This window comes from Chelatococcus sp. KU-N122 (assembly GCF_055391085.1).
The window spans coordinates 787,010-808,217 of sequence record NZ_AP043981.1 but is presented as its reverse complement, the minus strand read 5'-3'; the positions used below and the strand labels follow the sequence as shown (position 1 = coordinate 808,217).

Annotated in this window: 16 protein-coding genes; 2 read left to right on the top strand and 14 right to left on the bottom strand. The window is 68.4% G+C overall.

Annotation, left to right across the window (positions count from 1 at the left end):
* Window positions 1-115 precede the first annotated feature (115 nt).
* Together ACZ5PO_RS03635 and ACZ5PO_RS03630 are read left to right on the top strand one after the other, a co-directional pair.
* The gene (locus tag ACZ5PO_RS03635) at window positions 116-1,237 is read left to right on the top strand and encodes a transglycosylase SLT domain-containing protein (protein WP_464190359.1); all 1,122 of its coding nucleotides are present in this window, start codon (window positions 116-118) and stop codon (window positions 1,235-1,237) included.
* 577 nt (window positions 1,238-1,814) lie between these two features.
* Window positions 1,815-2,786 (top strand): TorF family putative porin, encoded by a 972-nt coding sequence (locus ACZ5PO_RS03630; protein WP_464190357.1) that lies wholly within the window; start codon window positions 1,815-1,817, stop codon window positions 2,784-2,786.
* Window positions 2,787-2,881: 95 nt separating this feature from the next.
* Here ACZ5PO_RS03630 and ACZ5PO_RS03625 read toward each other — a convergent pair whose 3' ends face one another.
* The 14 genes from ACZ5PO_RS03625 to argH all read right to left on the bottom strand — a co-directional run bounded on the left by ACZ5PO_RS03625 (window position 2,882) and on the right by argH (window position 21,189).
* On the bottom strand, window positions 2,882-4,432 hold the full coding sequence (locus ACZ5PO_RS03625) for an FAD-binding oxidoreductase (protein ID WP_464190354.1): 1,551 nt from the start codon (window positions 4,430-4,432) through the stop codon (window positions 2,882-2,884).
* 369 nt (window positions 4,433-4,801) lie between these two features.
* Complete coding sequence (gene secA, locus ACZ5PO_RS03620; RefSeq protein WP_464190352.1) at window positions 4,802-7,618, bottom strand: preprotein translocase subunit SecA; 2,817 nt, start codon at window positions 7,616-7,618, stop codon at window positions 4,802-4,804.
* Window positions 7,619-8,038: 420 nt separating this feature from the next.
* Window positions 8,039-8,989: a ring-cleaving dioxygenase gene (locus tag ACZ5PO_RS03615; protein WP_464190350.1), complete on the bottom strand. Its 951-nt coding sequence runs from the start codon at window positions 8,987-8,989 to the stop codon at window positions 8,039-8,041.
* Window positions 8,990-9,162: 173 nt separating this feature from the next.
* Window positions 9,163-9,732, bottom strand: coding sequence for an HNH endonuclease (locus tag ACZ5PO_RS03610; protein WP_464190348.1), 570 nt, complete (start codon window positions 9,730-9,732; stop codon window positions 9,163-9,165).
* Window positions 9,733-10,080: 348 nt separating this feature from the next.
* Entirely contained in the window at window positions 10,081-10,962 is an 882-nt protein-coding gene (locus tag ACZ5PO_RS03605) for a 3-hydroxybutyryl-CoA dehydrogenase (protein ID WP_464190346.1), read from the bottom strand.
* Window positions 10,963-11,264: 302 nt separating this feature from the next.
* Window positions 11,265-12,200 carry an electron transfer flavoprotein subunit alpha/FixB family protein gene (locus ACZ5PO_RS03600; protein ID WP_464190344.1) on the bottom strand — a complete coding sequence of 312 codons (936 nt, stop codon included), beginning with the start codon at window positions 12,198-12,200 and terminating at the stop codon, window positions 11,265-11,267.
* A gap of 1 nt (window position 12,201) precedes the next feature.
* Entirely contained in the window at window positions 12,202-12,951 is a 750-nt protein-coding gene (locus ACZ5PO_RS03595) for an electron transfer flavoprotein subunit beta/FixA family protein (protein WP_464190342.1), read from the bottom strand.
* Window positions 12,952-13,275: 324 nt separating this feature from the next.
* The gene (locus ACZ5PO_RS03590) at window positions 13,276-13,851 is read right to left on the bottom strand and encodes a cob(I)yrinic acid a,c-diamide adenosyltransferase (protein WP_464190340.1); all 576 of its coding nucleotides are present in this window, start codon (window positions 13,849-13,851) and stop codon (window positions 13,276-13,278) included.
* A gap of 138 nt (window positions 13,852-13,989) precedes the next feature.
* Window positions 13,990-14,535 carry an acyloxyacyl hydrolase gene (locus ACZ5PO_RS03585; protein WP_464190338.1) on the bottom strand — a complete coding sequence of 182 codons (546 nt, stop codon included), beginning with the start codon at window positions 14,533-14,535 and terminating at the stop codon, window positions 13,990-13,992.
* 149 nt (window positions 14,536-14,684) lie between these two features.
* Window positions 14,685-14,873 carry a twin transmembrane helix small protein gene (locus ACZ5PO_RS03580; RefSeq protein WP_188607247.1) on the bottom strand — a complete coding sequence of 63 codons (189 nt, stop codon included), beginning with the start codon at window positions 14,871-14,873 and terminating at the stop codon, window positions 14,685-14,687.
* A gap of 398 nt (window positions 14,874-15,271) precedes the next feature.
* The gene (locus ACZ5PO_RS03575) at window positions 15,272-17,869 is read right to left on the bottom strand and encodes a TIGR02302 family protein (protein ID WP_464190335.1); all 2,598 of its coding nucleotides are present in this window, start codon (window positions 17,867-17,869) and stop codon (window positions 15,272-15,274) included.
* Between the two features lie 164 nt (window positions 17,870-18,033).
* A complete protein-coding gene (gene lysA, locus ACZ5PO_RS03570; RefSeq protein WP_464196648.1) occupies window positions 18,034-19,302 on the bottom strand; it encodes a diaminopimelate decarboxylase in 1,269 nt (422 codons plus the stop codon).
* 127 nt (window positions 19,303-19,429) lie between these two features.
* Window positions 19,430-19,699: an LPS translocon maturation chaperone LptM gene (gene lptM / locus ACZ5PO_RS03565; RefSeq protein WP_464190332.1), complete on the bottom strand. Its 270-nt coding sequence runs from the start codon at window positions 19,697-19,699 to the stop codon at window positions 19,430-19,432.
* Window positions 19,700-19,764: 65 nt separating this feature from the next.
* The gene (argH, locus tag ACZ5PO_RS03560; RefSeq protein WP_464190330.1) at window positions 19,765-21,189 is read right to left on the bottom strand and encodes an argininosuccinate lyase; all 1,425 of its coding nucleotides are present in this window, start codon (window positions 21,187-21,189) and stop codon (window positions 19,765-19,767) included.
* Between the last annotated feature and the right edge of the window lie 19 nt (window positions 21,190-21,208).

Sequence of the window (21,208 nt, the reverse complement as noted above, 5' to 3'; positions counted from 1 at the left end):
CGTGCGTCTCGGCTATTTCGCCGCTGGTCGTCTGCTGCTATCGAAGGTCAATCGCCCTTCGGCGGCCACGAGCAGGCCGGGTACACGCCTGCCGTGCAGACGCGGAGATACGACGATGCGTTTGGCTTGCGTGATCGTGGCCGGCTTCGTAGCCGGCGCGGCGGCCGCAGAGCCGGCTGCCGGGCCCTCGGCGGCAGCGAGCCTCCCCGCGTCGATTGCACCGCTGGACGCACCTCCTGCGGCTCCGCTGTCTCCTGCCGCCGCGCTCGCCATCCCCGCACCGGTCGGCAGGCCGGCGGCGCTCGCCCCACCTACCGGGCTCGCCGGCCGCATCTCCGGCAGCCACGATGCGGCGGGCAGCATGTCGCCACAGGATGATGGTCTGACGGCCAAGCTCCGCGAGGCCACCGCGGTGTCGCCGAAGCTCGCGGATCGGCTGGGCGAGCAGGCGGGCGCCGGAGCGCCGGCAACCGACGAGCCCCGCCCGGCGCCGGAGGGAGGCGAGAGCAAGGCGGCGGCGAAGCCCGACGGCAATGGGGGCGACAGCGCGGGGCCGAAGCCGGCGGTGCCCCGGCCGGTCACATCGGCGGACCGAGCCGCGCTGCGCATCAAGGTCCGAACCCAGGCGCTGAAGCTGGGCCTGCCGCCGCAGATCGCCGACGCTGTCGCGGAGGTCGAAAGCGGCTACAATTCGTCGGCGGTCGGCGGCGCCGGCGAAGTGGGCCTGATGCAGGTCCTGCCGTCGACCGCGCGCATGCTGGGGTTCTCGGGCACCGATGCCGAGCTCGCTCAGGCGGAGAACAGCATCCGTTACGGCGTGACCTATCTCGCCCGGGCCTGGCAGCTCGCGAGCCGGGATGTCTGCACGACGGTGATGAAGTACCGGGCCGGGCACGGCGAAACCCGCTTCTCGGTCCGCTCGGTGGATTATTGCCGACGGGTGCGCGCGGTGCTCGCCTCGCAAGGCTACCCGGTGACCGGCGAGCTTCCGGAAGCGACCTTCGGTGAGCCGGCCGCCGCCGGCGCGCAGGTCTTTCCGGTGCCGCGGGCCGGCGTGGGCGGCAGGCCGCGCGGGATTGTCCGGCGCGGTGCGCCGGCCATGCAGGCGGCGCGCGACAAGGGCGGCCGGGTGGTGGCGGGCCGGCGGCGGAGCCGGATCGATTGGGCGGCGGCCGACCAGCGCATGCGCGCGATCACCAACAAGGTGTCGGCGGCGACGCTGCTCATCGCGCGCTAGAGCATTTCCGTCATTGGACGGGATCATCCAATGACGGAGAAATGCCCATAACCTTTTGAATTTGGAGCGCTTCTCTTGCGATTGGGTGATTCCACCCAATCGCAAGGCGCTCAGCCAGCGAGTGTCGGGGCTTCATCGGCGCTCGTGGCGCGTAGCGCTCCGGAGCGGCGGACCTGCCCATTCCGGTGGAATGCCCGGCGCGCCCGCCACCGAATCGTCAAGCACGCGCGGATGCTCTCCCCAGTTGCGCGATTCGCGCGGGTCGGCCGAGTTCCGGCAGGTCGAGCCGGTGCCTTACTGTTTCATTTGAGTTGAAATTCATAAACTAGAATAAAGTCGTCTCCGGCCCAAGGACGTCGTTTGCGTCCGCATACACGCCTTCGTTGCTCTGAGGTCGGTCGACCCTGGATTTGCCAGCTCGGTCCAACATGTGACCTTCAAGCCACAGATTGGAATAGACCTCAGGTTGAGGGCTTTTTTGCCTATTTGGTGGGCAAATTGCTTAAATATATGAATTGCTAATACGCCCAATTCGCTGATCTTGACACCATAAGATCGACACGCTTGAGGGCCTGGCATGTTCAAAAGAAGACAAATTTGGGGTTGCTTCACTGCTATTGCCGGCGCGACGCTGCTGGCGGGCAATGTCGCGGCAGCGGATCTGGTGGCTCCTGCGCCGGCCCCGGCGACCCCTGATGTTCCTTTCGATCTCGCCTTCGGCGTGAAGGGCACCACGAACTACATCTTCCGTGGCATTTCGCAGTCGAACAACAAGCCGGTGATCCAGGGCTATGCGGAAGCCCAGTTCTTCAACAACTGGCTGTACGCAGGTTTCTTCTACTCGAAGGTCGATCTGCCGACCCAGCCATCGTGCGAGTGCGACTTCTCTGCCGGTATCCGGCCCAAGTTCGGCCCCCTGGCGTTCGACTTCGGCTACATTCTGTACGGCTATCCGGGTGAGCGTCGTCTGATCAACCCGAACATCACGACCTATACGAACTTCGTCACCGGCGACACGTTCGACGCGTTCGGCTATCTGACGCCGAAGAACACCGACTTCGGCGAGGTGCACGGCGCCGTTACCTACAACGCGCACGACACCTACATCGTCGGCGCCGGCGTCTACTACGCCTGGAACTGGCTGGGCACGGGCGCTCCGGCCACCTACGTCAACGCCACCGCCAAGTACAACGTGCCGGAAGGCTTCCTGGGCTTCATGCCGTCGGGCTTCTCGGTCTCGGGCGAGCTCGGCTACTACGACCTGGGCTACGTCAACCAGCGGCTGACCCAGACGACTTACGGCACTCCGGTCAAGCTCAAGAGCTACACCACGTGGAACGTCGGTGCGGCCTACACCTACAAGAACTTGACTCTGGACCTGCGGTACTACGACACCAATCTCAACAAGGCCGACTGCTTCCTGAACACTGGCGACCCGGCGGGCTACGCCAACACGACGGGCAAGTCGAAGTGGTGCGGCGCGGCCTTCGTCGCGACCCTCTCCGCCGACTTCACCCTCTCGGGCCTGAAGGACCTGCTGCCGAAGTAGGCGGCGGCCGAAGCGCCGCGGGCGATGCCCCGCGGCGACGTGTCGAGATCTGAGCAATCGAGCGGCGACCTACGGGTCGCCGCTTTTTTGCACATTCAACGACGCTCGAAGCCGTCCTCGCTCCAGCCTTCGCTGCCGACGCCGTGCCTGACGAAGAACAAGCCGTCGGGATCATAGCGTTCCTTGACCGAGAGCAGACGCTGGTAATTCCTGCCCCAATAGGCGTGCTGCCAGTTCTGCTGAAAATAGCTGCTCTCCGCCACATAGGATCCGCCGTCGGGAGCGACTTTACGCAGCTCCGTCATCGCGAGCCCGATGCGCCGTGCATCTCGCCGCGCTTTGGCGACATCCGGCTCGTGGCCGGGAAGCCCGCTGAAGGCAGGCGGACCTTCGCTCGCGACAATGGCCAGCATGAACGCCTGCGTCACTTGCGGATTGATCGGCGTGTCCAGCGCCACCTCGATGACCTCGGGCAAAGCGCCGGCCAACCCTTTCTGGAAATGCATCTCCACGGTCCAATGGCCACTCGCGGCGACGAGTGCATCGGTGAGCGCCGCCTGCCGCTCCGGCCGCAGCAGCTCAGCGGGCAGCCATAGCGACTCGAAGTCGTGGATGACGTGCCCGGCCTCGGCGAGATTCGCCGCCCAGAAGACATTCGCGGCCGGCGCGTCAGGACGGTCGTCGTGGAGGATCGCGCCGGGAAGGTATTTCTCGAGCATGGCGCCGTCCCAACGATAGCGCCCGGGACCGGCGAAGATGGCGGGCTCGGTCGCCGTGAGATCCGTCTGCTCGCGGATCCAGGCAAGGAACGGCCGCCAGATATCGGCCGCCTCCGCCTGCTCGAGCCCTTGGAAGTTCATCGAGATGTCCAACCGCTGGCCGGGCCTAGCGCGCGCCAGCTCGCCCCAATGAGGATTGCACAGGCGGCTCGCAAAGAAGGCGACGAAATTCGCGATAAGCCGGCGATAGGCGTCATCGGAATGGGCCTGGATCGTGGTCGAGACCATGCCGAAGCGCGCCGGCAAGTCCCAGGTGCGCAAGGTCAGCCGCGTGATCACCCCAAAGCTGCCGCCCCCGCCGCCTTTCAGCGCCCAGTAGAGCTCGGGATCGCGCCAGGCATTCACGGTTCGTATGGCACCGTCGGCAGTGACGATCTCCGCTTCCAGGAGGGACGCGCCCGCCGTGCCGAAGCGCTTGGAGTGGGTGCCGAAGCCGCCGCCTTGCACCAGCCCGGCGACGCCGACCGTGCCGCATCCGCCGCCTTGAACGTAGCGCCCCGCGCCCGAGGTCACCGCCTCATAGACATGCATCCATATGGCGCCGGCGCCGACCGTCACGGCCGGGGTGGGCTCGGCGTTCCCATTCGCGCCGCTTGGAGCAAAGGCGTCATGCACGCTGATGTCGTTCAGCGCGCGCGTCCAGATCAAAAGGGAGTCCGCGGCGTTGGAGGCGCCGAGATAGGAATGTCCGCCGCCTTTGACCACCAGGCGCAGCTCGTTCCGGCGAGCGAAATTGACCGCGGCGGCGACATGGGCGGCGCTCTGCGCTTTGACGGCATAGACGCTTGGCTGGCTTGTCCAGGCGCCGATCCAGCCGCAGGTCTGCGTGAGCGCCGGGCTGTCCCCCACGAAGTAGGGATTCTTCAACGCGCGGAAGAGCTCCTGACAGGCGTCCCCTTCCGGCGCGACCCGACATGGCGCGGTCGCAGGCTCCAGCGCGATGAGATTGCCGTCCACGCCCCGCCTGAGCCCATCCCAATCCTGGGCGCTCGGCCATTCGGGATCGCCGGGGCGAAGGCGGCGCTCCCTGGCGGCAGTCTCGGCCCAGCTCAATTCCGCGCCGCCGCCCGATAGCAGGAATGGAGCGGCGGCCAAGTATTGAAGGAGAGACCTCCGTTTCATGAGAGGGCCCCAACTTTTCGAAGCTGGACCGCTTCGCCGCGACTGGGCGAGCCCACCTCATCGCGCAGCGCTCTGCTCGGGCCCGGCGGACGCCCGGGCTCGCCGGGCGTCGCGTCAGGCCAGGCGGCCGTGGCAGTGCTTGTATTTCTTGCCCGAGCCGCAGGGGCAGGGATCGTTGCGGCCGACCTTGCCCCAGGTGGCGGGATCGCGTGCGTCCCGCTCCTTCGCAGGGGGGCGCTGCAACGTCGCCAGCTCTTCGGGCATGGCGCCGAGGCCGGTGCTGATGAAGCTCGTCTGCTCCGCGCTCATTTCGTCGAAGCCCGTCTGCGGATCGAGGTGGTGGCCCACCATCGGCGGCAGCTGCTGCTCCGCCGGCTGCTCGAACATCACCTCGACGCGCATGAGCTGAGCGGTGACCTGTTCGCGCAGGTTGCCGATCAGCCCGTCGAAGAGCTGGAAGGCCTCCGACTTGTACTCGTTCAGGGGGTCGCGCTGGGCATAGCCGCGCCAGCCGATGACCTGGCGCAGGTGGTCGAGCGTCACCAGGTGCTCGCGCCAGAGGTGGTCCAAGGTCTGAAGCAGGACCTGCTTCTCGATGTAGGTCATGATCTCGGGCGAGTTCTTCTCGACCCGGACGGCATAGGCTTCGTCGGCGGCCTTGCGCAGGCGGTCGCGGATCTCCTCGTCGGCGATGCCCTCTTCCTGCGCCCACGCGGCAACGGGGACGTCGAGGTTGAGCTGCCGCTGGACGTCCTCGGCGAGCCCCGCCACGTCCCACTGTTCCGGATAGGCGTCCGGCGGGATGCCCTGGGCGACGGTGTCGTCGACGGTGCCGCGGCGCATCTCGTCGATGGTCTCGCGCACGTTCTCGGCGGCCATGAACTCCCGCCGCTGCTCGAACACCACCTTGCGCTGGTCGTTCATGACGTTGTCGTACTTGAGGATGTTCTTGCGGGTATCGAAGTTGCGCGCCTCGACCTTACCCTGCGCCTTCTCGATGGCCTTGTTGATCCAGGGGTGGACGATGGCTTCGTCTTCCTGGAGGCCCAGGCGCTGCAGCATGCCGTCCATCCGCTCGGAGCCGAAGATGCGCATCAGCTCGTCTTGCAGCGACAGGAAGAACTTAGAGCGGCCGGGGTCGCCCTGGCGGCCTGAACGGCCGCGCAGCTGGTTGTCGATGCGCCGACTCTCGTGGCGCTCGGTGCCGAGCACGTAGAGGCCGCCGGCGGCGAGCGCCCGCTGCTTCAGTTCGGCCACCTCGGCACGGATGGCGGCCGCCTTCGCGTCGTGCTCCTCGCCCTCGGGCACGCCGTCGAGCTCCTGGCGGATGCGCATGTCGGCGTTGCCGCCGAGCTGAATGTCGGTGCCGCGGCCGGCCATGTTGGTGGCGATGGTGATGGCGCCGGGCACGCCCGCCTGGGCGACGATGAACGCCTCCTGCTCATGGAAGCGGGCATTCAGCACGGCAAAGTGCTTGGACGCCTTGCCGGAGCGGGCGGCCTTGAACAGCGGATCCAGCGCATCGGGACTGCCGAAGTCGATCTGCTTCAGGCCACTCTGCTTGAGAAAGTCGGCCAGGTACTCGGATCTCTCGATCGACGTGGTGCCGACCAGCACCGGCTGGCCCTTCTCCTGTGCCTCGGCAATCTCGCGGGCGATCGCCTTGAACTTCTCGGGCACCGTCCGATACACCTCGTCGTCCTCGTCGAGGCGCTTGACCGGGACGTTGGTGGGGATCTCCACCACTTCGAGGTTGTAGATGTCCATGAGCTCGTCGGCCTCGGTCGCCGCCGTGCCGGTCATGCCGGCGAGCTTGCCGTAGAGGCGGAAATAGTTCTGGAAGGTGATCGAGGCGAGGGTCTGGTTCTCCGGCTGGACCTGCACGTGCTCCTTGGCCTCGAGCGCCTGGTGCAGCCCTTCCGAATAGCGCCGGCCCGGCATCATGCGGCCGGTGAACTCGTCGATGATCACCACCTCGCCGTTGCGAACGATATAGTCCTTGTCCAGCGTGAACAGCGTATGGGCGCGCAGGCCCTGGTTGACGTGGTGGACCAGCGTCGCGTTGACGGCGTCGTACAGCGACCCCTCCTCCAGCAGGCCCGCCTGCTGCAGCAGCTCCTCGATGCGCTCGTTGCCCTGCTCGGTGAGCGACACCGTCCGCTGCTTCTCGTCGAGGTCGTAGTCCGTCTTGGTGAGCTGCGGAATGAGCTTGTCGATCTCGTTGTACAGGTCGGAGCGGTCGTCCAGCGGCCCGGAAATGATCAGCGGCGTGCGGGCTTCGTCGATCAGGATCGAGTCCACCTCGTCGACGACGGCGAAGGCGTGCCCGCGCTGGACCATCTGCGCGATCTCGTACTTCATGTTGTCGCGGAGATAGTCGAAGCCGAACTCGTTGTTGGTGCCGTAGGTGATGTCGCAGGCGTAGGCGTTCCGGCGCTCGTCGTCGTCGAGGCCATGCACGATGACGCCGACGTTGAGCCCGAGGAAGCCGTAGACGCGCCCCATCCACTCGGAGTCGCGGCGCGCCAGGTAGTCGTTCACCGTGACGTTGTGCACGCCCTTGCCGGCGAGCGCATTGAGATAGGTCGGCAGCGTCGCGACCAGGGTCTTGCCTTCGCCGGTCTTCATCTCGGCGATGGCGCCCTCGTGCAGCACCATGCCGCCGATGAGCTGCACGTCGAAGTGGCGCTGGCCCAGCACGCGCTTGGCCGCCTCGCGGACGGTGGCGAAGGCGGGCTCGAGGATGTCGTCGAGGGTTTTGCCGGCGGCGAGCTCGGCCCGGAAGGCATCGGTGCGCGCCCGCAGCTGCGCATCGCTCAGCGCCGCGAGCTCCGCCTCGAGGCCGTTGATCCGCTGCACCCGGGGCGCATACGACTTGAGCCGGCGGTCGTTGACGGAGCCGAAGATTTTTTTCGCGAGAGCGCCGAACATGAAGGGCCTTTCGGACGGATCCGGGAGCGCACGCCTCCGCGGGGAAGGCGGCTCGGCGGCGCCGAACCCGGGCAAAACCTGCTGTTCCGGCCTCGATGCCCGTTCCCATCCGGGGCGTGCACGAAGCCGGCAAGAGCCTCCGCTGCGATGGGAAACGGAGGCGCGGACGGAGCCGAGCGCGAGCGCGCCGCCCCAGACCCGCCAAATGGGTCTAGAACGTCCTTCTGTCAACGATTTCCGGCACCAATGAGGCCCGCTCCGCTGCGACGGCGCGGCGGCGGAGCGGACACCCTGCGTCTGGAGCATGCCCCGATCCGAAGGGGCGTCCGATCGGAGAGACGGGCTCCGGCTTGCTCGAATCCGGAGCGCCTCGTCTGCGGTCGGGCGAGGCGGCCCGACCGCAAGGCGCCGACTTGTGGCTCAGGCTGTCGTCAGCGGCTTCAGGCCGGCCTCGATCTCGGCCCGACGCCCCTCCAGGAAGGGCGGCAGGGCGAGCCGCTCGCCGAGCTTGTCCGCCGGCTCGTCGGTGGCAAATCCCGGCCCGTCGGTGGCGATCTCGAACAGGATGCCGTTGGGCTCGCGGAAATAGAGGCTCTGGAAGTAGAAGCGATCGATCTCGCCGCTGTTGGGCACGCGCAAAGCCTTCAGCCGTTCCGTCCAGGCGTGGTACTGCGCCACGTCCGGCGTCCGGAAGGCCACGTGATGCACGGCGCCGGCGCCCTGGACGCTGCGCGACAGGTCCGGACGCTCCACCGCATGGAGCTCGGCCGCCGGGCCGCCGGCGCCCATCTCGTAGACCCGCACTTGGCCGAGCGCGTGGTCGTCGTAACTGCGCGCCAGGCGCATTCCCATGACCCCCGTCAGCACCGGATCGAGCGCGTCCAGGCTGGCGACGCAGAGCGTCACCGGGCCCAGGCCACGGATCTGGTAGGGCAACGGCACCGGGCTGCGGTCCCAGGGGTGGGCCTCGCCCGCGCCGCCGTCGTCGATCAGCGCCAGCCGCTGTCCCTCAGGGTCCTCGAAGTCGAGCGTGGCGCGCCCGTCGCGGACGGCTACGGCGGTGTGCGCGACGCCGAGCTCGGTGAAACGGCGCTGCCAGAAGCCGAGCGCCTCGGCGCTGGCGACGCGCAACGCGGTGCGCACCACGCTGTTGCTGCCGCGGCGTTCGGGCGGCACCGGCCATTCGAAGAAGGTCAGGTCGCTGCCGGGCGAAGCCGCCTCGTCGGCATAGAACAGGTGATAGGCGCTGACGTCGTCCTGATTGACCGTGCGCTTGACCAGGCGCATGCCGAGCACGCCCGTGTAGAAGGCATGATTGCCGGCCGCGTTGGCGGAGACCGCGGTGACGTGATGGAGACCGGTGAGCTGCATGTGCGTTGCCCTTTCACAAGACGGGGCTGATATGACGCACACTTAGGCAGGTGACCCCGTGCATGGAAGCGCTGGCCGCGCCAGATGCGCCTTGCATCCATGCAAGCTCGATCGGTGCCTCCACGCGCCAGGAGCCTGGGCGAGCCCGGCCAGGGCGCCCGGGTGCGACGCGATCAGGGCTCCAGCTCGGTGTCCCAGTAGAGGTAGTCCATCCAGCTGTCGTGCAGGTAGTTCGGCGGGAAATGGCGACCGTTCTGGTGCAGGTCATGGACGCTCGGCTGGAACGGCAAGGCCGCCGGCACCATGCCGATCTCCCTCGGCAGGTAGTCGCTCTTCCTCAGGTTGCAGCACGAGCAGGCCGTCACCACGTTGTCCCAGGTCGTCTGGCCGCCCTTGGAGCGGGGGATCAGGTGATCGAAGGTCAAATCCTCCCGGCTGCCGCAGTACTGGCAGGTGAAGCGATCGCGCAGGAACACGTTGAAGCGGGTGAACGCCGGTTGTCGCGAGGGCTTGACGTAGGTCTTGAGCGATACGACCGATGGAAGCCTCATCTCGAAGCTGGGGCTTCTGACCAGCGTGTCGTAGTAGGAGATGATGTTCACGCGATCGAGGAAAACGGCCTTGATGGCGTCCTGCCAGCTCCACAGCGAGAGCGGGTAGTAGCTCAGCGGCCGGTAGTCCGCATTGAGCACCAGGGCGGGGCACGCCTCCGGTGACGCGGGAAGGGGCACGTGCACCGTCACTCAGCCACCTCCAGTCGCAGGAGCAGCGGCCGATCCGCAGCGAATCGCCGTCCGCTCGCTAACTACCGTGTTCGAGCATGACCCGAGCCAGGCATGAGGCTAACCGCGGGACGTACCCGTAGAGTGCCTTCCGGTCGGGTGAGCCAGTCGGTTGGATCATCCGATCGGAAATGCTCCGGCTGACGCGACGACAGTCACGTCAGCGGCCGCACAAGAGGCGCGAATCTCTTGCGCGTCAATAGACTACATGGGGTGTGACGGCGTTGTGAACCTCGCCGGCGCGGACCGGCAGCACGGGCCAGACACTTGCGAGGCAAAGGCTTCGCGGGCCGGCGGCGGCGACTGCGCTCAGCGCGTCGGCAGCGGCTTTTCGCCGCGATAATCGTAGAAACCGCGCCGGGTCTTGCGGCCGAGCCAGCCGGCCTCGACGTATTTCACCAACAGTGGGCAGGGGCGGTATTTGGAATCGGCGAGCCCTTCGTGCAGCACCTGCATGACCGAGAGACAGACGTCGAGGCCGATGAAATCGGCGAGCTGCAGCGGCCCCATGGGATGGTTGGCGCCGAGCCGCATGGCGTTGTCGATGGAATCGACCGAGCCCACCCCCTCGTAGAGGGTGTAGATCGCCTCGTTGATCATCGGCAGCAGGATGCGGTTGACGATGAAGGCCGGGAAGTCCTCGGCAACCGTGATGGTCTTGTTGAGCTGGCGAATGAAGGTCTTGGCGACCTCGAACGTGACATCTTCGGTGGCGATGCCGCGGATCAGCTCGACCAGCTGCATCATCGGCACCGGGTTCATGAAGTGCATGCCGATGAAGCGCTCGGGCCGGTCGGTCGACGCCGCCAGCCGCGTGATCGAGATCGACGAGGTGTTCGAGCCGACGATCGTCTCGGGCCGCAGCAGCGGGCAGAGCGCGGCGAAGATCTTGCGCTTGACCTCTTCGTTTTCGGTCGCGGCCTCGATGACGAGGTCGCAATCGACGAAATCGGCGTAGTCGTAGGTCGGCGTGATGCGGTCGAGCGCGGCACGGCGATCCTCCTCCGGCAGCTGGCCCCGCGCCACCTGGCGCGCCAGATTGCCGTTGATCGTCGCCAGCGCCGAATTGATCCGATCCTCGGTCAGGTCATTGAGGCGCACGGCAAAGCCTGAGACGGCGCAGACATGGGCGATGCCGTTGCCCATCTGACCCGCGCCGATGATGCCTACTTTCCTGATTTCGCTCGCCATCGCTTCGCCATCCGGGCCGTTGCCGTCACTGCCGCCCTCTCGACGGGAGGGGCCGGCGCCATCGCCGCACTGCGTGCAACCTTGCTTAACGTATCGATCACATCGGACATTTGGTAGACGCTCGACGCGCCGATGCGTTCATTCTGCCGTGACCGGCGGTCGCGCTCCTCGCCAGGTCGCCCCGCGAGGGGATCGACGACGACCGGAGGGCGGCACGGGCGGCCCTATACAGCAACAGGTTGATATAACTGGTCCCAAAAAAGCCGAAGGCGGACCGTTGCCCGGTCCGCCTTCGGCGTGTCCTACTTGTCCAGCGCCGCCGCCAGTTCCGGCAGGATGGCAAACAGGTCGCCGACCAGGCCGTAGTCGGCAACCTGGAAGATCGGCGCCTCCTCGTCCTTGTTGATGGCGACGATGACCTTGCTGTCCTTCATGCCGGCGAGGTGCTGGATGGCGCCGGAGATGCCCACCGCGATGTAGAGCTGGGGCGCCACCACCTTGCCCGTCTGGCCGACCTGCCAGTCGTTGGGGGCGAAGCCTGCATCGACCGCCGCCCGCGACGCGCCCATGGCCGCGCCGAGCTTGTCGGCGACCGGCTCGATGTACTTGGTGAAGTTCTCGGACGAGGCGAGCGCCCGGCCGCCCGAGATGATGATCTTGGCGGAGGCGAGCTCCGGCCGGTCGGATTTCGACAGCTCTTCGCCCTTGAACACCGACAGGCCCGGATCGGCGGCCGCGGCGACCTCCTCGACCGGCGCCGAGCCGCCCTGGCCGGCCGCCTGGAAGGCCGAGGTGCGCACCGTCAGCACCTTCTTGCCGTCGCCCGACTGCACGGTCTGGATGGCGTTGCCGGCGTAGATCGGCCGCTCGAAGGTGTCAGGCGAATCGACCTTGGTGACCTCGGAGATCTGCATGACATCGAGCAGGGCGGCGACGCGGGGCGTCACGTTCTTGCCCGTCGATGTGGCCGGCGCGACGATCGCATCGTAGGAGCCGGCGAGCGACACGATCAGCGCCGCCAGCGGCTCGGCCAGGCCGTGCTCGTAGGCCGCGCTCTCCGCAAGGAGCACCTTCTCCACGCCGTCGAGCTTGGCGGCGGCGTCCGCGGCCGCCCGGCTCCCCGCGCCGGCGACCAGCACGTGCACGGGAGCACCCAGCGCCTTGGCCGCCGTCAGCGCCTTGCCGGTGGCGTCGTTCAGGGCGGATCCGCTGTGTTCAGCGAGCAGTAGGGTCGTCATCTCAGATCACTCCTGCCTCGTTGCGCAGCTTCTGCACCAGCTCTTCGACCGAGGCGACCTTGACGCCGCCCTGCCGCTTCGGCGGCTCGACGGTCTTCAGCACCTTGAGGCGCGGCGCGATGTCGACGCCGAGCGTCTCCGGCGCGGTCTCGTCCAGCGGCTTCTTCTTCGCCTTCATGATGTTGGGCAGCGAGGCGTAGCGCGGCTCGTTGAGGCGCAGGTCGGTGGTGACGATGGCCGGCAGCTTGAGCGAAATGCTCTGCAGGCCGCCGTCCACCTCGCGGGTCACGGCCAGGCTGTCGCCGTCGACCTCGATCTTCGAGGCGAAGGTGCCCTGGGACCAGCCGAGCAGCGCGGCCAGCATCTGGCCCGTCTGGTTGCTGTCGTCGTCGATCGCCTGCTTGCCCAGGATGACCAGGGCCGGGTTCTCGTTGGCCACGACCTTCGCCAGCAGCTTGGCCACGGCGAGCGGCTCCACGGCGCTGTCGGTCTTCACCAGGATGCCGCGGTCGGCGCCCATGGCGAGGGCGGTGCGGATGGTTTCGGCGCATTGGGCCGGCCCGATCGAGACGGCGACGATCTCGGTCGCCTTGCCCTTCTCCTTCAGCCGGATCGCCTCTTCGATGGCGATCTCGTCGAAGGGATTCATCGACATTTTAACGTTGGCGAGCTCGACGCCGGAGCCGTCCTGCTTCACGCGGATCTTGACGTTGTAGTCGACGACCCGCTTCACGGGCACGAGTATCTTCATACGGGCATCCCTTCGCGCATAAATTCGTGCAAGAGCCAACCGCTCATCCGCTGCTGTCGCCCGAGAGCCGTGCAGCCGAAAAGTCAGCTGAACGCTTGCTCGTCCTGCGACGTGGCGTCCGTTCAGGCACCTGTCGCCTGGACCACGCTCCGGCGCATCGAAAGGATGATGAGAGCCTGTCTCTTGAAGGGCCGGAACCTAGCGCGCCGACGCGCCATGTCAACGGCAGGCGCCGCCGCGGCGAGGCCGGGCAACGGATTTGTCTGCGCGGCGCGCCGAAACGGGGCGGAGCGCCCATCGGGGCGCGGTCGGCAGCCGCGCCCCTCAGCGGTTCTGGCCGGGCACCCAGAGCACGTCGGAGCGCCCGTTGCCGTTGGCGGCGCGCGCCGCCACGAAGAGGAAGTCCGACAGGCGATTGAGGTACTTGACGGCGGTGGGCGAGACCACCTCGCCGGGCTGATCGGCAAGCGCGACGACGAGGCGCTCGGCGCGGCGGCAGACGGTGCGGGCGACGTGCAGCGCGGCGGCGGCCGGCGAGCCGCCCGGCAACACGAACGACCGCAGCGGCTCGATCGGCCCGTTGAGCGTGTCGATCTCGGTCTCGAGCCGCAGCACCTGGCTGTCGAGCACGCGCAGCGGCTCGTGCTTCATCGGCTTGTCGGTCTCGGGGGTCGCGAGATCGGCACCCAGGTCGAAGAGGTCGTTCTGGATGCGGCCGAGCATGGCGTCGAGGTCGCTGCCGGCGGTGTGGAGGCGAGCCATCCCGACGGCCGCGTTGGTCTCGTCGACGGTGCCGTAGGCCTCGACGCGCAGGTCGTGCTTCTTGCGTCGCTCGCCGTTGGCGAGGCCGGTCGTGCCCGCATCGCCGGTCCTGGTGTAGATGCGGTTCAACGCGACCATCGCGGCCTCCTTGCGGGCATGCTCGAGCGCGTCCGCCGTTCGGATGCGTTGCCCGGGCGGACATGTGCCCGCGCAGAGATAGACCCGGATCGCGCCCGAAGCGCAAGTCGGCGCGGGGGGCAGGGCCGGTGCGATCGGTCAGAAGTGGTAGGCCAGCTGCGCGCCGACGTTGGTGAGCCCACGGTTGCTGGAGCACAGGCCGGCGTTCGACATGTGCTCGACCATGGCCATGACGCTCCAATGGACGTCGAAGCGATAGCCCACCGCCGCGCTCTCGCGGAACAGCGGGGAGCAGCCGAGCGAATCATGGTGCGGGGGCACCGGGGTCGAGGTGTCGCCGTTGTGGATCGCCCCGCCGAAGGTCGCCTCGACGAAGAACTGGGGCGAGATGTCGTAGGTCCAGGCCAGCGCCGCGTAGCCGAAGCTGGTCCGGCCCCCGGTGTTCCAGCTGCCGCCGATCATCGGACGGGGAAGCAAGACGTCGACGATCGGGTCGGCGGAGCGGAACGGCTTGGCGAAGACGACGGCGCCGGTGACGTTGCCGGTGCCTTGTTCAGGCCCTCCGGGGTCCTGCGCCGAGCCGCCGAAGCGCAGCTCGCTCACGAAGCTTGGCGTCGGATCGTGCACCGTCGTGATGTCGATGCGTGAGAGGTCGGCTGCTTGCGCTGGCGCAGAGAATGCCACTAGCAGAATCACTGCTGGGAACGATCGAGCCATGCGGACACGAAAACCGTATTGGTTGACGCTGCGTCAACCATAGACGGCTCTCTGGCGAATGACCACCGTATAGTTGTGTCAAGCTCAAGCTTCTAGTGAATCGGCTCCGTTCGCGGTCAGGTGCCGCGCCACCACAGCACCGCCATGATGATGATGACGGCGAGGAACTGCAGCTGCACGCGCATGCGCATCAGCTTCTGCGAGCGCTCGGCGCTGCCGCCCTGCATCATGTTGACGAGGCCCATGATGAGCACCACGGCGACGGCGGCGACGGCGATGCCGACGATCCAGTTCGATCCGCTCATGCCCCACTCCTGTCGGCTGATCACGCTTGCGGCCCGCACGCTGCGCCGCGCACCCTAGAGCGCTTCGCGCTCGGGTGGAATCACCCGATCGGAGAGAAGCGCTTCCGGGCGACGGCGCCGGACCGCGCGCGCCGCCGTCTCGGGTGCAAATCCATCACTAGACTTAGGAATTTCGGGCCGACCGGAGTCGGTATCAAGGGCGTCTGGAGCATCGGAGCCATACACAAAAGCGAGGTCCGAGCGCGGCCGGGACCCGTGCTCAAGACAGAGCGACGGCAACCCCGATCAGGGCCGCGCACCTAGAATGGGATGATGTCCCTTCGGGCGTCGCCGCTCCAGGCTGTCGTCTCGAGCACGATCTTTCCAAGAGCCCCGCGGCAGCCCCTCGCGATCACGCGCTATCGCGGCCTGAGCAGGCGCTCGAGGTAGTCGAGCTCCTCGCGGGGGCGGTCCGGCTCGCCCAGGCGACGGCGCAGCTCCTCCAGGATGCGCCGGGCCCGGGCCACGGTGGCGTCGGCGGCGTTGGGAATCTTGACGCGGCCGTCGACCCAATCGCGTCCTCGTGTCGGTCGCCCCAGCGGATCGGTGTCCTCGGCGCCTTGGGCGCGGCCCTCCGGGCGTCCCGGCTCGCCGTCCTGGCCGTCGGCCTGTTCGCTGCCGTTGCCCTGCTGCTGCATCTGCTGCGCCAGGCCCTGGGCGCCGCGGCGCATCGCCTCCAGGGCGCGCCCTTGCGAATCGACTGCGTCGCCGGCCTCGCCGCGCCCGAGCGCGCCTTCCGCGTCGCCCATCTCGCGCTCGGCATCCTCGAGCCCCTGTTCGCTCTCCATGCCGAGGCCCTTGAGCCGATTCTGCAGCTCCTCGAGGCGTTGGCGCAGGGCCTGCTGGCGGCGCCCCAGCTCCTCCTGCGACTGCCCCTGGTCGCCTTCGCCCATCTGCTGCTGGCCGCCCCGCTCGCCGGGCGCGCGGCGTTGACCGCCGCGCTGGCCGTCGTCGCCGCGGCGCTGCTGCTGTTGCTGGCCGCGGCCGTTCTGCGAGCGCTGCTGGCCGTTGCGATAGGTTTCGTCGCGCAGGCCCTGCTGATCGCGCATCAGGTTGTCCAGCTCGTCGAACGAGCGGTTGAGCTCGCGCGCCAGCGGGTTCGGCTGCCGCCCGGGCTGAGCCGTGCGCAGGTTCTCCAGGATGTTGCGCAGCTCCTCGAGCAGCCGCTGCGCCTCGGCCGTGGCACCCTGCCGCGACAGCTCCTCGATACGGTTCAGCATGTTCCGGAGGTCGTCGGGCGTGACCGTGCGGGCGTTGGGGTCGCTGCGCTGGTTCTGAGCCTGGTCGCGGTTCTGCATCTGCCGCTGGGCGAACTCGCTGACGAAGCGATCGAGCGCGCGGCGCAACTCGTCGGTGAGCCGCCGCATCTCGTCCTCGGGGGCGCCGCGCTCCAGCCCCTGGCGCACCGCCTCCTGCGCGGCGCGCAAGGCCTTCTCGGCGTCGGACAGATCGCCGTCCTCGATCTGCAGCGCCATCTCCCACAGGAAGTCGGCGACCTCCAGCAGGTCCGGATCGGTCTTGGCCTGGCGCAACTGGTCGGCGGCGAAGTTGAGGCCGAGATAGATGCCGGGTTCCGGCGTGAACAGCTCCGGCGCGATCAGCAGCGCATCGAGCGCCGTCTGCACCCGGCGGCGCTGGTCGGGCTCGATGATCAGGTCGCGGCGCTGTTCGACCAGGGCGCGGGCGAGCGGCTTGGAGAAGGGCCGTTGCGGCAGGGTGATGGTCGTGGTCTCGCTGGTCCCCATCTGGCCGGCTTCATCGCGGGCGACGAGGGTGAGCTTGACCCGGGCGCCGGCCCAGGGGCTGTCCGACAGGTCGACCGTCGTCTTGGTCTCGCCGTCGCCGCTCGGATCGCTCGGCAGGCTGAGCGGCAGCTTGGGGGGCTCGACCAGGGTGCGGCCGGCATGGCCGTCGGCGCGTTCCACCACGCCTTCGGCCGAGGCGAGCCCGTAGTCGTCCTTGGCGGTGTAGGTGATCGTCAAGGAGCCGCGGGCATTGGCCTGCGGCTGGCCGACCAGCGCGATCTGCGGCGGCGTATCGGGAATCGCCTGCACCGTCAGGCTGCCGCTCGCCGGCCCGGCGCGTACGGAGACGTCGGCGCCGCCGATAACGGTGAAGCGATGCTCGCTGAGGTGCGGCCCCGCCGGCTGGCTGCCGGTCTTCGCCGGTTGAAGCTCCTTGAGTCCGTCCCCTGCGGTGACCGTGAGCGGGCTGCGGCCAGCGGCGCGCAGCACGAGCGTGCTGTTCACCGGCACGCGCACCGGTGCCGGCTGGGCGTTCTTGAAATCGAGGATCAGCGGCGGAAGCCGGGTGTAGAGCGGCGGGTCGATCCAGCCGTCGATGCGCACGTCCGCGGTGGCGCTGGGCAGGCCGCGCCAGTCGAAGGCGGATGCGAGCCGGCTCATCAGCTCGGGGCCGGCGACGAAGGCGCTGGCGGCCAGGGCGACGATGGCAAGGCCGCGCAAGGCGTAGGGGTCCCGCCGCGCCATCTGCGGCGCAGGCGGAGCGACCGTGAGCCCGGCCAGGCTTTCGGCGGCGCGGCTCTGGTGCAGCGCCCAGAGCGCCTTGGCGGCGGGATCGCCGTTGCCGAGCGCGAGCTTGTCCTCCACCGCGGTTGCCGGCCGGTGGGTGGCGGTCGCCGACCGGTCGAGCCGCGACAGCGCGTCGCGGCGCGCCGGCAACCGCAGCCGCAGCAGGGGGACGAGCGAAGCCAGGAGGGCAAGGCCGAACACGCCGCAGCCGATGGCCCGGCCGAGTGGCGGCAGATCGACCCAGACCCCGAGCCAGGCGAGCGTCACGAAGCAGCAGAGCGCGCCGACCGGCAGCCAGACGGCAGGCCATGCCCGCTCCCACAGCAGCGCGAGGCGTGACCGCTCGATCAGACGGTCCAGTTTCGATCGCTCGCGCCGCGGCTCCGGGGGCGGGCGCAAGGCCGCTTGCTGCGGCACGTTGCTCATCCAGTTCTCCTGGCCGCGCCACGTCGGCGCGCGTCAGTCCGCTCGTCCGGTCTCTGCAAGAAACCTGCCGACGCCTCGTCCGCCCCCGCGCTTCAAGTTAGCATGCGCAAACGAACTTGCTAGGGCGCCCCGGGCCTGTGTCGCAGGCGAAACGAATGGGCGCCTCAGCTCAGCCAGGGTGGCTGGCGATCAAGGCCGATCAATGTCTCGACCGTGACGCGGGGCCGCACGATTGCGTGGTCCGCACCCTTCACCAGGACCTCGGGCACGAGGGGTCGTGTGTTGTAGGTGTTGGACTGGACCGCGCCATAGGCGCCCGCGGTCATCACCGCGATCAGGTCGCCGCTGGCCAGCTGCGGCAGATGCCGGTCCAGCGCCAGATAGTCGCCGGTCTCGCAGACCGGGCCGACCACGTCCGCCACCATGACCGGCGCATCGGGCGCATGCGCGACCACCGGCAGGATATCGTGGTGGGCATCGTAGAGCGTGGGCCGGATCAGGTCGTTCATCGCCGCGTCGACGATGAGGAAGGTCTTGCCCTCGCCGTGCTTGAGGTAGAGCACGCGGGCCACCAGGATGCCGGCGTTGCCGACGATCAGCCGGCCGGGCTCGAACACCAGCTCGAGGCCGAGATCGCGGGTCGTGCGCTTGATGATGTCGGCGTACTCGGCGGGGAGCGGCGGCGGCTCGTTGTCGAGCTTGTAGGGCACGCCCAGGCCGCCGCCGAAGTCGATGTGGCGCAGCCGGTGGCCCGCCGCCATCAGCTCCCGCGCCAGCTCGGTCAGCCGCCGGGCCGAATCCTCGAACGGCTTGAGATCGACGATCTGGCTGCCGATGTGCATGTCGACGCCGATCGTCTCGATGCCGGGAAGGGCGGCGGCGCGGGCATAGACCGCGGCGGCGCGCGAGATCGGAATGCCGAACTTGTTGTCGAAGCGCCCGGTCGAGATCTTCGCGTGGGTTCCCGCATCGACGTCCGGATTGATGCGGACCGAGACGGGCGCGCGGCGGCCCATCCCGGCCGCCACCTCGGACAGCGCCTCCAGCTCCGGCTCGGATTCCACGTTGAAGCAGAGGATGTCGGCGTGGAGGGCTGCGGCCATCTCCTCGCGCGTCTTGCCGACGCCGGAAAAGACGATGCGCCGGCCCGGCACGCCCGCCGCCAGCGCGCGGCCCAGCTCGCCCCCCGAGACGATGTCCATGCCCGCGCCGAGGCGGGCGAGGGTGGCGAGCACCGCCTGGTTGGAGTTGGCCTTCACCGCGTAGCAGACCAGCGACGGCACGTCGGCGAAGGCTTCGGCGAACACCCGGTAGTGCCGCTCCAGGGTGGCGCTGGCGTAGCAATAGAAGGGCGTGCCGACCTCGTCGGCTAGGTGGCGAAGGTCGACGTCCTCGGCGTGCAGAACGCCGCCACGATATTCGAAATGGCGCATGCGGTGCGGGAGCGGAACGCCTCCGTTCCGCTCCATCTCCTCGTGGATGGATGGGTCCTTGAGGATGGGTAGCCGGGTCGCGGCCGGCTACCCATCCATTCAGGAGCAGCTTATCAGGGCCGAGCCGTCAGAGCAGTGAATCGAGAATGAATGGCTCTTTCGGGATGGTGTAGCCCTTGGGCTTCTTCTTCGCCCCGGTGATGGCGGGCGTCGGCACGATCGTATCAGGTTCGTCGTCATCCGACTGGCTGTCGGCCTTCTGCGCCTCGGTCTGCTTGGGCGCCGAAGGGTCCGGCGGCGGCTGCAGCGCGCCGCGCCGGCCGCAGGCAGCCAAGGCCAAAGCCATCACCGCGGTGACGACGACAACGCGCAACAGCGCGGAAGGGGGAGCGGACAAGGGGGGCGATCCTCACGAAGCGGGCGGCACTATAACCGAAAGATCCGGGGACGGAATCGCAAAGCTCAGGCGCCGCCGCCCGTCCCGCCGGGGCCTGCCGGGGGAGCCTCGGGGCCGAGCGCCGAGAGCCAGCGCCGGGCTTCGCGCTCGACGTTGGCGGGCGCCGTGCCGCCATAGCTGGTGCGGCTTTCCACCGAGCGGTCGACGCCCAGGACGCCGAACACGTCGGTGGTGATGCGGGGCTCCACAGCCTGCATCTGGGCCAGAGTCAGCTCCTCCAGCCCGATCCGGCCTTCGGCGGCGATGCCGACGAGGCGGCCGGTGACATGGTGCGCCTCGCGGAAGGGCAGGCCCAGCGTCCGCACCAGCCAGTCGGCCAGGTCGGTCGCCGTCGCATAGCCGCTGCCGGCGGCCCGGCGCATGGCCTCCAGGTCGGGCGTCAGGTCGTTCACCATGCCGGTCATGGCCGCCAGGCAGAGCGATAGCGTGTGCAGGGCGTCGAAGGTGCCTTCCTTGTCCTCCTGCATGTCCTTGGAATAGGTCAGCGGCAGGCCCTTCATCACGATCAGCAGCGCCGCGAGCGCGCCGACCACGCGGCCGGCCTTGCCGCGCACCAGCTCTGCCGCGTCCGGGTTGCGCTTCTGCGGCATGATCGACGAGCCGGTGGAGAACGCGTCGGATAGCCGCACGAAGCCGAACTGCGGTGTCGCCCACAGCACGATCTCCTCAGCGAAGCGCGACAGGTGCACGGCGCAGATCGAGGCGGCCGCCAGCGTCTCCAGGGCGAAGTCGCGGTCGGAGACCGAATCGAGCGAGTTGGCGGTCGGCCGGTCGAAGCCCAGCGCCGCCGCCGTGTGGGCGCGGTCGATGGGGAAGGAGGTGCCGGCGAGCGCCGCGGCGCCGAGTGGGCATTCGTTCATACGGCGCCGGGCATCGACCAGCCGGCCGCGGTCGCGGCCGAACATCTCGACGTAGGCGAGCAGGTGATGGCCGAGCGTCACCGGCTGGGCCGACTGCAGGTGGGTGAAGCCGGGCATCACGGCGGCGGCGAACTCCAGCGCCCGCCCGGCCAGTGCCCGCTGCAGATCGGCGAGCTGGACATCGAGCGCATCGACGGTGTCGCGCACCCACAGCCGCATGTCGGTCGCCACCTGGTCGTTGCGCGAGCGCGCGGTGTGCAGGCGGCCGGCGGCCGGGCCGATGCGCTGGGCGAGCTCGGCCTCCACGTTCATGTGGATGTCTTCCAGCGCCCGCGACACCGTGAAGCGTCCGGCGTCGATGTCGGCGGCGATGGCGCGCAGCCCGGCTGCGATCGCGGCCCCGTCGGCGTCCGAGACGATGCCGGTCGCCGCCAGCATGTCCACGTGCGCCAACGAGCCGCGCACGTCCTGCGGGCCCAGCCTCTTGTCGAATTCGATCGAGGCGTTGATCTCTTCCATGATTGCGGCGGGCGCAGTCGAGAACCGCCCGCCCCACATCTTGTTGCTCATGCTGCTCTCGATTTCGGTC

Excerpts from the sequence above, each read along its gene's own strand:
- ACZ5PO_RS03580 (WP_188607247.1), bottom strand. The coding sequence starts at position 14,873 with ATGAGCGGATCGAACTGGATCGTCGGCATCGCCGTCGCCGCCGTCGCC.
- ACZ5PO_RS03615 (WP_464190350.1), bottom strand. The coding sequence starts at position 8,989 with ATGCAGCTCACCGGTCTCCATCACGTCACCGCGGTCTCCGCCAACGCG.
- lysA (WP_464196648.1), bottom strand. The coding sequence starts at position 19,302 with ATGCGCCATTTCGAATATCGTGGCGGCGTTCTGCACGCCGAGGACGTC.
- ACZ5PO_RS03630 (WP_464190357.1), top strand. The coding sequence starts at position 1,815 with ATGTTCAAAAGAAGACAAATTTGGGGTTGCTTCACTGCTATTGCCGGC.
- ACZ5PO_RS03600 (WP_464190344.1), bottom strand. The coding sequence starts at position 12,200 with ATGACGACCCTACTGCTCGCTGAACACAGCGGATCCGCCCTGAACGAC.
- ACZ5PO_RS03575 (WP_464190335.1), bottom strand. The coding sequence starts at position 17,869 with ATGAGCAACGTGCCGCAGCAAGCGGCCTTGCGCCCGCCCCCGGAGCCG.
- argH (WP_464190330.1), bottom strand. The coding sequence starts at position 21,189 with ATGAGCAACAAGATGTGGGGCGGGCGGTTCTCGACTGCGCCCGCCGCA.
- ACZ5PO_RS03605 (WP_464190346.1), bottom strand. The coding sequence starts at position 10,962 with ATGGCGAGCGAAATCAGGAAAGTAGGCATCATCGGCGCGGGTCAGATG.
- ACZ5PO_RS03635 (WP_464190359.1), top strand. The coding sequence starts at position 116 with ATGCGTTTGGCTTGCGTGATCGTGGCCGGCTTCGTAGCCGGCGCGGCG.
- ACZ5PO_RS03595 (WP_464190342.1), bottom strand. The coding sequence starts at position 12,951 with ATGAAGATACTCGTGCCCGTGAAGCGGGTCGTCGACTACAACGTCAAG.
- secA (WP_464190352.1), bottom strand. The coding sequence starts at position 7,618 with ATGTTCGGCGCTCTCGCGAAAAAAATCTTCGGCTCCGTCAACGACCGC.
- ACZ5PO_RS03590 (WP_464190340.1), bottom strand. The coding sequence starts at position 13,851 with ATGGTCGCGTTGAACCGCATCTACACCAGGACCGGCGATGCGGGCACG.